The sequence below is a fragment of the Phaeobacter sp. JH20_29 genome (assembly GCF_048056175.1).
In the GTDB taxonomy this organism is placed as follows: domain Bacteria; phylum Pseudomonadota; class Alphaproteobacteria; order Rhodobacterales; family Rhodobacteraceae; genus Phaeobacter; species Phaeobacter bryozoorum.
Genome location: NZ_JAYMWO010000006.1, coordinates 167,173 through 184,142 on the forward strand (window position 1 = coordinate 167,173; position 16,970 = coordinate 184,142).

A 16,970-nucleotide genomic window follows, 5' to 3' on the forward strand; every position below is an offset into this window, starting at 1 on the left:
ATGTCCGAACCCGACGATCTGCTGGCCGAGATTGAAGCGCTTGAAGACAAGCTGACACAGGCCAGATCCTCTATCACCCGGCGCTTTATCGGTCAGGAAAGAGTGGTTGATCTCACTCTGAGCACGCTGCTGTGCGGTGGTCATGGGCTGTTAATCGGCCTGCCCGGGCTGGGCAAGACCCGGCTGGTCGAAACCCTGTCCACCGTTATGGGGCTGGCCGGCAACCGGGTGCAGTTCACCCCGGACCTGATGCCTGCCGATATTCTGGGCTCCGAGGTCCTGGACACCGCCAGCGATGGCAGCCGCGCCTTTCGCTTTGTGCCGGGGCCGGTGTTCTGCCAGCTGCTGATGGCCGATGAGATCAACCGCGCCAGCCCACGAACACAATCGGCACTGCTGCAGGCGATGCAGGAGCGTATGGTGACCGTGGCGGGCGCCGACCGACCGCTGGGGATGCCCTTCCACGTGCTGGCCACCCAGAACCCCATCGAACAGGAGGGCACCTATCCGCTGCCCGAAGCCCAGCTGGACCGTTTCCTGTTCCAGATTGATGTCCCCTATCCGACGCGGCAGACCGAACGCGATATCCTGCTGGCCACAACCGGGGTTGAGGAAGGCAGCGCCTATCAGGTCTTCACCGCCGATGAACTTATGGCCGCGCAGACCCTGCTGCGCCGGATGCCCGTCGGTGACGGCGTGGTCGAACTGATTCTCGATCTCGTGCGCGCCTTCCGCCCGGATGATCCGGCGGCCTCCGAACAGGTGCAGCAAACCGTTGCCTGGGGGCCCGGACCACGGGCCGCTCAGGCGCTGATGCTGGCGGTGCGCGCCCGCGCCCTGCTCGAGGGGCGCCTCGCTCCCAATGCCGACGACGTGCTGGATATGGCCCAGCCCGTACTCAGCCACCGGATGGCGCTGAACTTCGCCGCGCGTGCCCGTGGCGAGAACCTGAGCGCTCTTATCACAAGCACAGCCGAGGCGATGGCCCGGCCCGGTGTCGCCGCGTGACACAGCCGCGCGCCCTTCAGCCGGCCCGGCCGACCGGCAGCGCGCTCCAGCCGGCAGCGGCGGATCTCCGCCACCGCGCCGAAAGCGCCGCCAGCCGGTTTCCGCCGCTCCTGGTGCAGGCGCAACAACTGGCCGGATCTGTGCTGATTGGCGAACACGGTCGCCGCCGTGCCGGGCTGGGCGATGATTTCTGGCAATATCGCCCGGTTCAGGCCGGTGACAGCCGCCGCATGATCGACCACCGGCGCTCGGCCAAGGGCGATCAGCAATTCGTACGCGAGCGGGAATGGCAGATTGCGCAGACGGTGCATCTCTGGGTCGATCAGGGGGCGTCGATGCGCTTTGCCTCCGGCAATGCCCTGCCGCAGAAAATTGACCGGGCGCGGCTATTGGGGCTGGCGACGTCGGTGATGATGCTACGTGGCGGCGAACGGGTCGGTCTGACCGGTGGGCATCTGCCACCCCGGCGCGGCAATGCCCAGATCCTGCGACTGGCCGAGTATCTGAGCAGGGACGACGCCACGGATTATGCCCCCCCGGAAGATCGCGCCATGCAACCCAACGCGCGGGTTCTGTTCCTGTCGGATTTTCTGGGCCCCTTCGCGCCACTGGAACAGGCGCTGTCCAAGGCCGCGGATCGCGGCGTGCACGGCGTGCTGATGCAGGTGCTTGATCCGGCAGAGGAGGAGTTCCCCTTTGACGGGCGCACGATATTCGAAAGCATCGGCGGCGGTCTGCGGCACGAAACCCTGAAGGCAGGCGCGCTTAGGCAACGCTACCTTGATCGCCTGGCCGAACGGCGCGACGCATTGGAGCACCTCTGCCGCTTGGCAGGCTGGCGCCTCGGCACCCATCACACCGGCGACAGCGCACAGGCGGCCCTGATGTGGCTGTACCATGCCATGGAAAGATCCGGCACATGACAACGATTGCGGGCATCGGCTTCACGGCCCCCTGGTTGCTTCTGGCACTCCTGGCACTGCCGTTGCTCTGGCTGCTTCTGCGGGCAGTCCCGCCTGCCCCGCGCAAACGCCTGTTTCCGGCGGTCACACTGCTGCTGGGGTTGCGCGACGATGACAGTCTTTCGGACCGGACCCCATGGTGGCTGCTCTTACTGCGGCTGATGGCGGTGGCAGCGGCCATCGTTGGTCTGGCCGGGCCTGTGCTCAACCCAAGCACCGCACCCTCGGGCCGCGGCCCGCTGCTGGTGGTGCTTGATGGCAGCTGGGCCGGCGCCCCGGAATGGGAGCGCACCCGCGAGGAGATCGACCGCCTCCTGGCCGAGGCCGGACGTGCCGATCGGCCCGTAGCCGTGCTGCGGCTCACCGCACCGCAGCCCCCGCAGTTCCAAAGCGCAGTCAGCTGGCGCCGACAGCTGATCGGCGAAACGCCACAGGCCTGGCAACCCTCGCAAGACCAGCTCACGACGGCACAGGCGCAGATAGCAGCAGTTGACGGGGGCTTTGACAGCCTGTGGTTCAGTGACGGCTTGGACTATCCGGGTCGCGATGCGTTGATGGCGACGCTGCGCCAGCGCGGCGAGTTGACCGTCTATCAACATCCCACCCCAAGGCTGGCCCTGCGTCCGGTGGTCTATGTCGACGGCGCGATGGAAATCACGGTCACTCGCAGCCACACCCAGATCACCCCCGGCAGTGACCAGACCGTCACCGTGCTTGCCCGTGGGCCGGATCCGGGCGGCACCATGCGGACTCTGGGCGCGGCGACGGTGGATTTTGCCGATACAGATACCGCTGCCGCCAATGGGCTTGAAGCCACCGCCCGCCTGTCCCTGCCCGCTGAGCTGCGCGCACGTATCCGGCTCTTCGAACTGCAGGGTCACCGCAGCGCCGGGGCTATATCGCTTACCGATGACGGTCTGCGCCGCCGCGAGGTGGCGCTGATCTCCAGCCAGAGCGGCAACGAAGGCCTCGCCCTGCTGTCGCCCCTGCACTATCTGCGCAAGGCGCTGGCGCCAAACGCAGACCTGCTGGAAGGCGGGCTGAACGATCTCTTGCCTGCCAACCCGGATGTGATCGTCCTGGCCGATACCGCACGTCTGCCCCCCGATCAGGAGGCAGCGGTGGTGGACTGGGTCAACAAAGGCGGATTGCTCCTGCGGTTTGCCGGTCCCCGGCTGGCCGCCAGCGATACCGCCCGCACCGACGAAGAGCCGCTGCTGCCCGTGCGCCTGCGGATCGGAGGCCGCAGCATTGGCGGCGCCATGAGCTGGGGCGAGCCCAAGACGCTGGCCACCTTTGCCGAAGGCTCTCCTTTCTTCGGGCTGACCATCCCCGAGGACGTCACCGTCAGTTCACAGGTGGTCGCACAACCCGATCCCAGCCTTGCGGAGCGGGTGATTGCGGAACTCTCCGATGGGACGCCGCTGGTGACACGCAAACCGCTCGGCAATGGTCAGATCGTGCTCTTCCATGTCACCGCCAATGCGGAATGGAGCACCTTGCCGCTCTCGGGCCTATTTGTGCAGATGATGGAGCGGCTGGCGGTTTCCTCCGGTGCCAAACCGGCCGAGGCTACGGATCTGGAGGGCACCACATGGGCGCCGCTTCAGGTGCTCGATGGCTTTGGTGACCTTTCGGATGCCGATGCCCTGCCCGGTGTCGCAGGGCCTGATCTGGTTGCCGCCCTGACCGGCCCCGGCCTGCAACCCGGGCTGTACCAGAACGGAGATCGGCGGATTGCCCGCAATGTCATGCGGGCCGAGGATCAGCTGACGCCAATTGGCTGGCCCGTCGGGCTGCCAATCCTTGGCTATGGTGGCACGCCGGAGCGCCCGCTTGGCGGCATCCTGATCAGCCTCTCCCTGCTGCTGCTGGCGCTCGACGTGATCGCCGCGCTGCTGCTGTCGGGATTACTGATGCGTCGGACACGACCGACCGCACCCAAGGCGCAAAACCTCGCATCGGCCCTGGTCCTCGCCACCTGTATCTGGGCCACCGGCTCCGGCAGCGACCTGCGCAGCCACGCCCAGGGCAACGCCTTGGTGATCGAGCAAACCGACAGCGCGGCCCGGTCCGACGCATCCGATCCCGCAGCAGACGCCCTCGCCGCAGACCGCGCGGCCGAGCTGGCGCTGGCCCATGTGCTGACCGGCAACCCGCAGATTGACCAGCTGGCGCGCGACGGCTTGCAAGGGCTGTCCAACACACTGCGGTTCCGCACATCGGTTGAACCCTCTCCCCCCGCCGGCGTTGATCTGGAGCGCGACGAGCTGGCGTTCTACCCGCTGCTCTACTGGCCGGTGACCGCCAATCAGCCACTGCCCTCGGGTGCGGCCTACGACCGGCTCAACACCTATCTGCGCACCGGCGGGATGATCCTCTTTGACACCCGCGACGCCGACCTGACCCGCGCCGGTGCCAGCAGCCCGGCAGGGCGGCGCCTGCAACAACTGGCCCTGCGGCTGGACGTGCCGCCACTGGAACCGCTGCCCGCAGATCATGTGCTGACCCGCGCCTTCTATCTGCTACAGGATTTCCCCGGACGCCACAGCCGCGGCACGCTCTGGGTCGAAGCCGCGCCCGCCGATGCCCAGCAGGTGGAAGGCATCCCCTTCCGCAACCTCAATGATGGTGTCACACCGGTTGTCATCGGCGGCAACGACTGGGCTTCCGCCTGGGCCGTGGATGACAACGGCCGCCCTCTGCTGCCAGTGGGGCGCGGCTATACCGGCGAGCGTCAGCGCGAATTGGCCTACCGCTTTGGGGTCAATCTGGTCATGCATGTGCTCACTGGCAACTACAAATCCGATCAGGTGCATGTCCCCGCCCTGCTCGATCGGCTGGGGCAATGACATGAGGCTGGACAGATGACACAGACCATCCTCTTTGACCCACTGGTCCCCTGGCCGCTGATCGGCCTGCTTGCGGCGCTGTCGGTTGCGGTGCTGGCCCTGGCGGTCTGGAAACGCCTTGCGGGATGGCCGATGCGTGCGCTCGCCGCACTGGTGCTGATCGCGGCCCTCAGCGGCCCGGTGTACCAGATCGAAGACCGCGCCGCGCTCAGTGACATCGTTCTGGTGCTTGAGGATAAGACCGCCAGCCAGGCCCTGTCCGACCGCCCCGACCAGACAGGGGCCGCCCGTGCCGCATTGGAGACCGCCCTCAGTCAGCGCCCGAACACCGAGGTTCGCTGGATTGCTGTCGACAGCGTCCCGCCGCGTGATGGCAGCAGCGACAACAGTGGCACCCTGCTGATGGGCGCACTGGCCGAGGCGCTTGCCAATGTGCCGCGCGGTCGGGTTGCCGGGATGATCGCGCTCAGCGATGGCCAGGTCCATGACATTGCGCAGACCCCGGCCCTGCCTGCCCCGCTGCATCTGCTGCTGACCGGTCGCCCCAGCGATTGGGACCGGCGGCTGATCGTCAAGAACGCCCCCAGCTTTGCCATTATCGGTGAACCCGTGACCCTGACCCTCAGGATCGAGGATCAGGGCGAGGCCCCCGCAACCGGCAATCTGGCAGAGCTGGCGATTTCAATCGGCGGCGCCGAACCGCAGCGCTTCAACCTGCCTGTCGGTGTCGATTTCGACCTGCCACTGACCCTGCCACATGGGGGGCGCAACGTGATCCAGTTCACCGTCCCCACCGCCGAGGGCGAGCTGACCGATCGCAACAACGCCGCGCTGGTCCAGATCAACGGGGTGCGCGATCGGTTGCGCGTGCTGCTGGTCTCGGGCGAGCCGCATCCGGGCGGGCGCACCTGGCGCAATCTGCTGAAATCCGACAGCGCGGTGGATCTGGTGCATTTCACCATTCTGCGCCCACCGGAGAAACAGGACGGGGTACCGGTCGATGAGCTGTCGCTGATTGCCTTTCCAACGCGGGAGCTGTTTCTGGAAAAGATCAATGATTTCGATCTGATCATCTTTGATCGCTACAAACGGCGCGGCATCCTGCCGGCGATCTACCTCGACAATGTGGCCGATTATGTTGAACGCGGAGGCGCGGTTCTGGTGGCGGCGGGGCCGGATTTTGCCAGCGCCGACAGTATCTATCGTTCTCCGCTGGCCAGCATCCTGCCTGCCAGCCCCTCGGCGCGGGTGCTGGAGCGCGCCTATCGCCCGGAAATCACCGATCTGGGCCAGCGCCACCCGGTTACCGCCGATCTCACCGGCGCGTCCGACTGGGGCCGCTGGCTGCGGCAGATCGAAGTCGACGTCCCCCAGGGCAATGTCCTGATGAGCGGCCTGGATGACCGCCCGCTGCTGGTTCTGAACCGGGTCGGCGAGGGGCGCGTGGCGCTGCTGGCCTCCGATCATGCCTGGCTCTGGAGCCGGGGATACGAAGGCGGCGGCCCGCAGCTTGAGCTGCTGCGGCGCCTTGCCCATTGGATGATGAAAGAGCCCGAGCTGGAAGAGGACGTCCTGTCAGCCGAGGCAACCGGGCAGCGTATGCGCATCCAGCGCCGCAGCCTGGGCGAAGATGTCGGCGATGTCACTGTCACAAACCCCGATGGCAGCACAGTGACCGTCACGATGACCCAAACCGCGCCCGGCCGCTGGGAAGGCCGTTACGAGGGGCCGGAACCCGGTCTTTACCGACTGGAAGAAGGCAGCCAGTCCACCGTCATCGGCCTCGGCCCTGCGGCGCCGCGTGAATTTGAACAGACCATTGCCACCGGCGATATCATGGCCGCCGCCGTGGCCCAGACCCGTGGCGGCGTGCGCGCGCTGCACGACGGTATCCCGAGCCTGCGCGATGTGCGCGAGGGACGCGTTGCCGCTGGACGTGGCTGGATCGGACTGACCCCGCGCGACGCCTATCGCACCGTCTCGGTCAACCAGACGCCGCTGCTTCCCGCTTGGCTGGTGCTGCTGCTGGCCAGCGCGGCGATTCTCGCAGGCTGGCTGCGCGAAGGGCGGCGGTGACCATCAGCCTTTGCGGGGTGCCGGATCTGCGCTACTCACCTGGGCGGGTGATCCGCACGCGGGCCTGATCGGAGCGACCATTGCGATCAACCACCACCAGTGTTGAAAATCCGCGCTCCATCCCCGGCAGATCAATGCTGCGGCGGCGGGCGCCGGTCACCACCGGCTTTTGATTGGCCAGCACCAGAAACGGCGCCTCGCCGCCTTTGATCCGCAGCGTGACCTGTCCATCCTCTGCCAGCATCAGCGCCGCACCGTCCGGTGGAAACGCCAGCTGCACCGCATCAGCGGGCTGGCCACCCGCCCGACCGCCGTCAAAGCGTTGCAAGGGCAGCGGCAGCTCCGAAGTGGCCACCCGCAACGCCGAGCGAGGCGCCGGAGGGAGCGGTGCAAAACCGGTCCCGAGCCGCCCGAAGGCCTCAAACAACAGTGGGGCCGCCAGCTCCGCGCCAAAGGCGCCCGGCACCGGCGTGCCATCGGCCCGGCCAAGCCAGACGCCAACCACATGGCGACCATCCCAGCCAATCGCCCAGGTATCGCGGTGCCCGTAGGACGTCCCTGTCTTATAGGCCAGCACGCCAGCAGGCGCACCTGCTGGCGGCGGCACATCGCGCAGAACATCGGTGATATGCCAGGCTGAGACCTCGCTCAACAGGCGTGGCATCCGTTCAAACGGCGCCTCCATACGCACCCGCAACCGGGGCCCCTGCCCGCCCGCCGCCAGCCCGGCATAGACCTGCATCAGATCATGCAGCGACAGGCCCACCCCGCCCAGCGCAACCGCCAGTCCCGGCTTGCCGCCGGGCAGTTGCGGTCGCGCGCCACCGCGACGCAGGGCTGACATCAACCGCGCCGGACCCAGCGCCTGCATCACCCGTATTACCGGCGTATTCAGCGATAATTGCAGCGCACGCCGCATCCGCAGGTCGCCGCGATAACCTCCGTCAAAATTCTGTGGCGCATACCCATCGATATCAATAGGCCCGTCGTGGATCATGGTTTCCGGGTGCGCCAGCCCCTGATCAAAGGCAAGACCATAGACCAGCGGTTTCAGCGTGGACCCCGGCGAACGCGCCGCGCGCGTCATATCCACAAACCCCTGTCGCAGATCATCCTGATATCCGGCTGAGCCGACCGAGGCGAGGATCTCGCCGCTCTGGTGATCGGCCACCAGCACCGCCGCCGACAGCCGGGCGTCCTGCCGCGCGACGGTCTGCGCCACCAGCCGCGCCAGCCGGTGCTGTAATCCGGCCTCCACCGTCAGATCAATCCGCGCAAGCTCCGGCGTCTCGGCTATCACGCGATCCGCCAGATGCGCGGCCATCTGCGGGAAGCGGCGCATTTGCCGGGGGATCCGCGCCCGCTGCGCAGCCTCGGCCGCCTCCACCGGCAAGACGCCTGCGGCTGCCATCCGCGCCAATACCCGGTTGCGGGCCATCTCTGCAGGTTTCGGAGCGCGATCCGGTCGGCGCGCCTCCGGTGCCTGCGGCAAGGCGACCAGCAGCGCCGCCTCCGCCGGAGACAACCGCGACGGCTCCTTGCCGAACCAGGCATAGCTCGCCGCCCGCACGCCTTCCAGATTGCCACCAAAGGGCGCGTGAACCAGATACAGCTCAAGGATCTGCGCCTTGGTCAGGCGCCGCTCCAGCGCCAGCGCCAGCCGAATCTGGCGCAGTTTTCCTGCCCAGCGCCCGGTGCTGCCATCCTCCAGCAGCCGCGCCACCTGCATCGTCAGTGTCGAGCCACCCGAGACCACACGCCGCTGCCACACCGCCTGCGCCGCCGCCCGCAGCAGAGCAAGCGCATCAACGCCGCCATGGTCGTAGAACCGCTTGTCCTCATAGCGCAGCAACATCGCGCGATAGCCCGCGTCGACCTGATCCGGCCGCACCGCCATCCGCCAGATCCCATCGGCAACCGGATAGGCCCGCAGCAACTGGCCGTTTCGGTCGCGCACCTCGGTGGCTGTCTCCGCCAGTGTTGCGGGCATCGGCGTTCGGGCGATCCAGGTCTCGACCCCCAATCCCAGCGCAGCAATGGTCACGCATAGGGCAGCCGCCCCTCCCAGCAGCCGCCAGGAGGAGCGCGCCCGTAGCCGCATCTTTGGCGCGCGGATCACCGGACCTGCACGCGCCCGGTGGCGGTGCGGGCCCGGTTGGCGGGCCGGTACATATCCTCAACCGACGCCGCCGGGTGGTGGAACAGACCGGGCGTCACCGCCCGCGCCACATAGGCCAGCGTTACCGGCGCCCCGGCCTCGTCACCGCGGCCCCTCCGCAGATCGACAGCCGCCAAAAACCGGTCCGCACGGAATTCTGCATGTCGCGCGTCGCTCAGCGTCAGCCAGTCTAGCCCGCTCAGATCACCGGATCGCAGCAGGCTGGGATTATCAATCTCCAGCCCCGCAGGCAGCGGATCATTGATCATCAACCGCGCGCCACCCGGCTCAAACGCGACCACTCGCAGCACGGTGACAAAGCGGTCGCCAACCGTGAACTGATCCGGAGCCAGCGCCTCGCCCTCCAGTGTGTAATAGCTCCGCTCGATGCTGTAGCCAGTTCCCCCTGCCGGCGCTGCCACCAGCGGAACGCCAAGGGTGGTGAGGGTGATATCGACCTCCTTGCCCGTGGCGGCCGTCAGCGCCAGCGGATCGCGATCCTGATCCCCATCCAAGACCTCAACAAATGGCCCGTCCGTCGCCTGTCCATTGACCAACAGACCGGAGCCACCACCGCCCTCGATCAGCGCATGAGCCGCCATCAGCGTCCAGGCACTTTCCTGCGTGGACAGCAGCCGGCCATCGGCTGTCAGGCCCGCGCTCAAACGACGGCTGTCCACCGCCTGCGAACCGGCCTCGCTGGCCAGGGCCAGAACACCGGCCTGATCACGGCGCTGGCTGCCATAGTCGGCGCGCCACAGGGTCGGATCGGGATCATCCCCCTGCAACATAGAGGCCGCCCGGGCAAACATCTGATCGGCCCGGCGCTGATCGCCATAGGCCGCCAGCGCCGCCCCGATCTGGGCAACGGCCAGGGGTGTGGCGAAATCCGCAGCCTTAACGTCGGCGTAATAGCGCAGATCGCCCATCGCCGCCTCCCCCTCGCGCGCCAGCACCAGCAGCGCATAGGCGATGTCCTCACCTCCATTCTCGAAATCGGGGGCATAATTCACCCGGTTGCGCAGGTTGTCCAAGGCCTGCCGGAACCGGATGTCAGCGACCTGATAGCCCTGCACACGCGCGCGGCTCAGAAAATCGCTGGCATAAGCATCCAGCCAGAAATCACCGCTTTCGGCGCGCCACAGACCAAAACCGCCATTGCTGGCCTGCCGCGACAGCACCTGCTGAATGGCGCTGTCAATCCGGGCGGCAACCTGCGGCCCGTCACCCAACCCGGCAGCCTGTGCCACCGACGACAGATACAGCAACGGCAGCGCCCGGGATGTGATCTGCTCGGTACAGCCATAGGGGTAGAGGTCGAGGCCCGTCAGCAGACCCGGCACGTCGAACCGCGCCAGCGGCCCCGCAGACATCACTGCCCGCGCGCCGCCCGGTCGCAGCCCGGTAAAGACGTCAGATGAGAACAGAAAACTATCCCCCGCCGCCAGCCTGAACCGTCTGGTCGTGGCAATCATCGGATCATTGGCCCGCACCGGCAGGCGCAGCGTCTGGATCAGCGTTTCGCCCTCTGGTGTCGTCACGGCGAGCTCAATCTCCGGATCTCCGACAGCCAGCGCTTCGACCGGCAGCATCAGGGTGGTATCTGCGCCATCGGCCAGCTCCAGGACTTGCGGCAATGTCCCGATCTCAAGCCCGCCGCCAAGGACCCGCGCCGCAAGGCTCAGTTGGCCTGCGGGCCCATCTGCATGAGTGAGCTCCACAAGAACCCGGCTGCTGTCTCCGGGCGCCAGAAAACGCGGGGCATTGGCGCTCACCACGATCGGATCGCGCACCACCATGTCCCGCTCCGCCTGTCCAACCGCATCTTGCGACCAGGCGACAGCCATCACCCGAACCGTGCCGTTAAACGCTGGCAGCGCGATCGGCACCTCGGCCGTTCCATCGGCCTTGACCTTCACGGGACCGGAAAACACCGCCATCAGATCCTGCGTCGGTGGCGGCGACTGCAGTCGCATCCCCGCCCCAGCATCGCCGCCGGAGCGCACCCGGCCCAAGGCGCCGTTGCCACTCTCGATCAGGCGACCGTAAAGATCCCGCAGCTCCATCCCGAGCCGCCGCTGGCCATAGTAATGCGCCAGGGGGTCCGGACTCTGAAACCCGGTGAGGTTCAATATCCCAAGATCAACCGCCGCCAGCGTCAGCCAGACCTCTTCACCGGGAGCGGCCCCCGCGACCTCGACGCGGGCCAGCTGAGTCCGGCGGGGGCGGGCCACCTCGGGGAGGTCCAAGGTTACCTCCAGCGCCTGGCCAGGGCGAATGACGCGAGCATGGGCAAGCCCCAATGCGCGGGTCGGGGTCTGATCCGCCTTGCCAGCAAGCGGCTGCACCACCATCGCCGAGACATATGCCCCGCTGCCCCAGTCGGCACCAACTGCCAGTGGAATCACCGTCTCCCCGGCGGGAACCTCGACCATCTGGCGGCTGATCAACCGGTTCGACATCACCGAAACCAGAGCCGTGCCAGCCGCGCGGGTGACCAGCCGTAACCGCGCTGTATCGCCGGGCTGATAACTGTCGCGATCAAGAAAGACATCCAGCTGGTCGGGCGTATCAGCCCCCTCGTCAGGCACATACCACCCTGCATAGAAATCGGTCGAAGCCGCCACATAGGGCGTGCCCCGATGTTCGATCACCAGCTCATACCGGCCCCAGTCCACCGGCTGCTCCAGCACCAGAGGCGTCGCCGCGCTCAGAGTTGCCTCACCCGTCGCGATCCGGCTGCGCCGGGTGGTCGGCTCCCAGTTCCAGTTGCCGTAGAGCTGATACCACTGGTAGCGGGTTTCCACCCGGTTCAAACTCCATGTGACCGGCATATCCCGCGTGCTACCGTCCGGGGCCAGCGCAATCACCGAAAACCGCGCCGCATCGCCCTCTGCGACGACCTCTTCAAAAAGCGGCTTGATACCAATCACCGGCCCGTCAGGCTGCATGGGCACGGTCATCTGCCGTTCGACGGGTCGCGCGCCCCCATCGGCCAGCCGGGTGGTCACCTCCGCAATCAGAGGCTGACCCGGCGCGTCAATCTCCGGCAGTGTCACGGTAACCACGCCCAGACCCGAGGCATCGGTGCTCATCCCGCCGAAATAGCGGCTCTGCGGCGCGACGACCTCGTCATGGCGACCAAAGCGATAGCCCGTCCAACCGCTCACCTGTTCCGCCGGGCGCAGGGTCACCTCGCCCTCGATAGTCAGGTCGCGGCCCGGGGCACCAAACAGATACCGCGCTTCGATCCGCAAGGGGGCGCTTGTGCCCGGACGCAGACCTTGGTCGGTTCCTGCCGCCAGCTCTTGCGTGAAATCAATGCGTTCAGGCAGAAAATCCTCGACCAGAATTTGCCTGCTGGCCAGCGCCGGGGCTTCGGGGTCCGACAGGATCGACAACCGCCAGGTTCCGCGCGGTGCCGTATCGCCAATCGGCAGGCGGAACACATGGCCGCCCAGCGCCCCCTGATCGGAAACCACCCGGGCGTATTCGACCCCGTCCGGGCGGTTCAGAACCGCGATCAAGGGCACGCCCGGAAGCGCCTCGGCCCTCGGATCACGGGCAAGGGCGGTCGCATGAATCACCTCACCCGCACGATAAGCCCCCCGATCAGTGGTCAGGAACACGTCAATCGGACCCGGCGCCAGACGCCCCTCCACCCCCCGGTCCGACAGATCAAAGGCGGCGTCCCGCAATGAGAGAAAGGCAAAATCGACCTCCGCCGCGTCCTCCTCGCCGCTCAGCGCCATGATGACAGCCGGAGCCGATGCCCCCTCTCCACGGGTCAACCCCGCGTCGAAACGGGCATAGCCATCAGCGTCGCTGACTGCCGTCCCCAGCACCGCGTTGGCATTGGAGACCAGCTGCAAACGAACGCCCGCGCGCGGCGCGGCATCTGCCAGTCCCTGTACCTGCACATGCAGCCCATCACTGCCCAGCATGGTGCTCAAACCCAGATCCGTCAGCACGAACCATTGGGTTGCCGCAGGCGCCTCATAGGGATCGGCCCCCGGAACCTGCGCACTCAGCGCATAAAGACCTACCGGCTGATCCGCCAGCGCCTCATCAAGCGGCAGCCGTGTGATCACCGATTGGTTCAGATCCTGCTGGACCTCCGCGGTACCGGTCCAGATTTCCTCGGCAATATCGCTGGCGAAATGTTCATCCTGCCACTGCGACAGCGGCCGGGCAAAATAATCCTCCTGTAGGGTTCGCAGCAGGTTGCGATCGCTCACACGGCGCAGGCGCAGATCAAGCGTGGTCGCGTTTACCGTCTCAACCGGCACCGCCACCTGATCTCCCTTGGGCAGCACATAGGACCGCCCGGAGAATCGCACGTTGGGGGCGCGATCCCGCACGTAGTGGGTCAGCGTTACATCCTTGGCCAATGTCTCGCCGGTTGCCGCCGGCAGCCCGCGCCGCAGCATCACCCGGTAGCGGGTGCCATGCTCCACACCGTCAATACACAGCTCGCGCGCGGTCGACTCGGCAACCAGACGCGGATCGGCAAGTTTTACAAAGTCGCTGTAGTCGATCCCGCTGCGTACCAAATCTTCAGAAAATTCGACACAAATGCGGGGCGATGCGCTATCGCTCTCAACCCGGCTCCCGGTGACACGAAATCCATATTTGGCAATTGCCTCATCCAGACGCAGTGACAGTTTCGCGCTGGTGTCACGATCTGCCGCCAGCCGCAGAACCGCCAGCGCGGCACGTCCCCGCCCCAGCTGTTCCAACGCCTCTGCGGCGGTGATCAATCCGGCCGCCTGCGCCGCCGGCTGCGAACTGCGCAGATAGGCATTGAGCGCTGCCGCAAAGGCCTCTTCATGGGCGCGGCGTTGGGCGGATCCGTTGAGTTCCTGACGCAGCAGCCTGCGGGCATAGTCCAGCCACAGATCGCCGCGATCGCTCAGCACCACAGCCTCGGCAACCCACCGCAGCGCCGCTGCCGACGGTGCCCCCTGCGCCGCAGCAATCAGATCCTCAACGCTGGATCCACCCGTTGGAAAGCGCAGGCCAAGGTTTTCTGCCTGTTTGGACACCGCAGCCAGATCCGCAACCTCCAGCCCCTGCAAGGCCGCGGCGCGCTGTTTGGCCGCCTGCTTCTCTGCCGCACCGGCGAGAAGCTTATGCGCTGAAAACGCCCCGTCATAGGGCGACGGCTGATCCATCGCCGATTTTGGGAAACAGGCGTTTGATCGACTGTTGAAGGCAAACCCGACACAATCGGTCTGTGCCGAACAAGCCCGCGCGCAACTGCGCATATCGGTGTCAAAAAGCGGCCCAAGATCGGCCCCGAAATGATCGGTGTCGCGCTGAATGACATAGCGCGTTTCCGGAAAAATTGAATCAGCGAAAACAACTAATGGTTGAACAAGCCAACCGCACAAAAGTACAACAAATGAAACAGGCACACGCACAATAGAACCCTCCAGACCTGCCAAGAGGCTGGCACGGGGTTAACGCCATAGCAAGATATCGCAACGTAACAGATGAACTAATCTCAATTTAATCTCTGCCCGCCAAAGTAGGGCAGACAGGTCGTGTTGGTTTTATGTGGAGTTCGCAGGGATGAACCTTGCTGACAGATTGACGGAAGAACGACGCGCGCGTCTCGCGGCGGAGCGCCTGCTTGAATTGAAGCAGGCGGAACTTTCGGCAGCCAACCGCAAACTCGGGCGCCATGCGCTGGCACTGACCCGCCAGATCGGCGTCACCCAGGCCGAGGTCGCGACGGTGCGCGACGAAAACGCCAAGGTGAAATCGGACCTGTCCACCGCCAACGAAAAGGTTGAGCGCGCCGAGCGACGGCTTTGGCATTCGATCCAGGCCTTTCAGGACGGCTTTGCCTTCTTTGATGCCGACAGCAAACTGATCGGCGCCAATGGCGCCTATCTCGACCTGTTCGACGGGCTGGAGGAAGTGGCGCCGGGCGTCTCCTACGTGCGGATCCTGCAGATTCTCACCGATGAGGGGCTGGTGAACACCGGAGAACAGGATCCCGATCACTGGCGCGCCCAGATGTCGGAGCGCTGGCTGTCGCCCTCCCCCGAACCTGTGGTCGTACGGATGTGGGACGACCGCTACCTGCGGCTGCTGGATCAGCGCGGCCATGGCGGCGATATGGTCAGCCTGGCGCTCGATATCACCTCCACCGTCCAATACGAGGAGGAGCTTGAGGCCGCCCGCGAGCGGGCCGAGGCCGCAAATCGTGCCAAATCCGCCTTCCTGGCCAATATGTCCCATGAGATTCGCACCCCGATGAACGGTGTTGTCGGCATGGCCGAGCTGCTCAGCGACACCAATCTGAACGAGGAACAACAGCTCTACGCCAACACGATCAAAAACTCCGGCGAGGCGCTTTTGGTCATCATCAATGATGTGCTCGACTATTCCAAGATCGAGGCGCAGAAACTGCAGCTGCACCCTGAACCCTTTGATCTGGAGCGCAGTGTGCATGAGGTGCTGATGCTGCTTCAGCCCACCGCACGGGACAAGGGGCTGACACTGCTGCTGGACTACGATCTGTTCCTGCCAACCAGCTTCGTCGGGGATCCCGGACGCATTCGCCAGGTGCTCACCAATCTTGTCGGCAACGCGGTGAAATTCACCTCAGAAGGTCATGTTGCCCTGCAAATCACCGGCATCTCCAATGCTGACGACAAGATCTGTTCGATCCATGTCACCATCGAAGACACCGGCATCGGCATCCCCGCAGAGAAGGTGCAGGACATCTTTGGCGAATTCAATCAGGTCGAGGATGAGCGCAATCGCCAGTTTGAGGGCACCGGCCTTGGCCTTGCGATCTCAAAGCGGCTGATTGAACTGATGGGCGGCGAGATCTGGGTCGAAAGCGAGGAGGGCAAGGGGTCCTGCTTCGGTTTCCGCATGGAGCTGCCATTGGCAGAGGGCGCTTCAACCAGCATCCCGACGCTGCCCAAGGGGCTGTGTCAGGTCGTGGTTATCGAGTCCCAATCGGTCATGCGCGACGTGCTCAGCAAACAGCTGGCGACGCTGGGGCTGGATGTGACGGTCTTTGACAATGGCACCACCGCAATTGCACAGATGCCTGAGGACGTCGATCTGGTCATCTGCGATGAACAACTGCCCGATCAGGATGGTGTCGAACTGGCCCGCAAACTGCGCTCCGGCTCCTTTGCCAGTGTGCCGATCCTCATGCTCAGCAGCGACCCCACAGCAGCCAGCAACGCGGTTGTACAATCCGTGACAGACAGCGTGCTGCTGAAACCGATCCAGCGGGACGAGCTGTTCCAGCGGCTTGTCGACCTGCCCAAGCGTGGATCAGCGGCGCGTGCCGCAGATATGGTTGAGCCGGTTGCAGCCACACCGCAGGTGCTCGACACGGTGGCCACACCGCTGCCGTCAGCGCAGCCAACGGCCCCGGCGCCCTCCCCGACCGTGGCGCCGACCCTGGCTCCGTCCCCGATCGCCGCGGCGGTCGATGCCACCCCGACGCCCCGGCTGATGCGGATTCTGGCAGCAGAAGACAACCGGACCAATCAGCTTGTGTTCCGCAAAATGGTGAAAGATCTGAACATAGATCTGCAATTTGCCAGCAACGGGATTGAGGCGGTGGAGGCCTATCAGTCCTTCCAGCCTGACCTGATTTTCATGGATATCTCGATGCCGGTGATGGACGGCAAGGAGGCAACGCAGAAAATCCGCGCGCTGGAACACGGCACCGGCATCTACACGCCGGTTGTCGCCCTCACGGCCCATGCCATGGCCGGCGATTCAGACGGGATTCTCGCCGCAGGTCTGGATCACTACCTGACCAAACCCCTGCGCAAGGCGCTGATCCACGAACGTATTCACGCCTATCTGCCTGCCGAGGCGGCGCCGCTGGCGGATGACGACCTCACCCAGACCGGCGCCGCCTGATCTGCACCG

7 protein-coding genes are annotated in these 16,970 nt (G+C 65.6%); 5 read left to right on the forward strand and 2 right to left on the reverse strand.

The genetic code is table 11. The features are described from left to right. From VWZ85_RS05755 to VWZ85_RS05770, 4 genes are read left to right on the forward strand one after another with little or no spacing between them, the layout of a single operon-like run. A complete protein-coding gene (locus tag VWZ85_RS05755) occupies positions 1-1,008 on the forward strand; it encodes an AAA family ATPase (protein WP_416534565.1) in 1,008 nt (335 codons plus the stop codon). Continuing rightward, entirely contained in the window at positions 1,005-1,931 is a 927-nt protein-coding gene (locus VWZ85_RS05760) for a DUF58 domain-containing protein (protein WP_416587360.1), read from the forward strand. Before VWZ85_RS05755 ends, VWZ85_RS05760 begins: the two co-directional genes overlap by 4 nt. Beyond that, positions 1,928-4,822 carry a DUF4159 domain-containing protein gene (locus VWZ85_RS05765; protein WP_416587361.1) on the forward strand — a complete coding sequence of 965 codons (2,895 nt, stop codon included), beginning with the start codon at positions 1,928-1,930 and terminating at the stop codon, positions 4,820-4,822. Before VWZ85_RS05760 ends, VWZ85_RS05765 begins: the two co-directional genes overlap by 4 nt. A 15-nt stretch (positions 4,823-4,837) precedes the next feature. Further along, positions 4,838-6,898 (forward strand): hypothetical protein, encoded by a 2,061-nt coding sequence (locus VWZ85_RS05770; protein WP_416544556.1) that lies wholly within the window; start codon positions 4,838-4,840, stop codon positions 6,896-6,898. A gap of 31 nt (positions 6,899-6,929) precedes the next feature. On the opposite strand, the gene pbpC is transcribed toward VWZ85_RS05770, so the two are convergent. Both pbpC and VWZ85_RS05780 read right to left on the reverse strand, forming a co-directional pair. Next, positions 6,930-8,999, reverse strand: a complete 2,070-nt coding sequence (gene pbpC, locus VWZ85_RS05775; RefSeq protein WP_416587362.1) for a penicillin-binding protein 1C — start codon at positions 8,997-8,999, stop codon at positions 6,930-6,932. A 14-nt stretch (positions 9,000-9,013) separates the two neighbouring features. Continuing rightward, complete coding sequence (locus VWZ85_RS05780) at positions 9,014-14,323, reverse strand: alpha-2-macroglobulin family protein (protein ID WP_416587363.1); 5,310 nt, start codon at positions 14,321-14,323, stop codon at positions 9,014-9,016. Between the two features lie 307 nt (positions 14,324-14,630). On the opposite strand from VWZ85_RS05780, the gene VWZ85_RS05785 reads away from it, so the two are divergent. Continuing rightward, the gene (locus VWZ85_RS05785) at positions 14,631-16,961 is read left to right on the forward strand and encodes a response regulator (protein WP_416587364.1); all 2,331 of its coding nucleotides are present in this window, start codon (positions 14,631-14,633) and stop codon (positions 16,959-16,961) included. Positions 16,962-16,970: the final 9 nt, after the last annotated feature.

What these genes read in the sequence shown, in the direction of transcription:
- VWZ85_RS05770 (WP_416544556.1), top strand. Translation starts at nt 4,838, where the DNA reads ATGACACAGACCATCCTCTTTGACCCACTGGTCCCCTGGCCGCTGATC.
- VWZ85_RS05780 (WP_416587363.1), bottom strand. Translation starts at nt 14,323, where the DNA reads ATGCGCAGTTGCGCGCGGGCTTGTTCGGCACAGACCGATTGTGTCGGG.
- pbpC (WP_416587362.1), bottom strand. Translation starts at nt 8,999, where the DNA reads ATGCGGCTACGGGCGCGCTCCTCCTGGCGGCTGCTGGGAGGGGCGGCT.
- VWZ85_RS05785 (WP_416587364.1), top strand. Translation starts at nt 14,631, where the DNA reads ATGAACCTTGCTGACAGATTGACGGAAGAACGACGCGCGCGTCTCGCG.
- VWZ85_RS05765 (WP_416587361.1), top strand. Translation starts at nt 1,928, where the DNA reads ATGACAACGATTGCGGGCATCGGCTTCACGGCCCCCTGGTTGCTTCTG.
- VWZ85_RS05755 (WP_416534565.1), top strand. Translation starts at nt 1, where the DNA reads ATGTCCGAACCCGACGATCTGCTGGCCGAGATTGAAGCGCTTGAAGAC.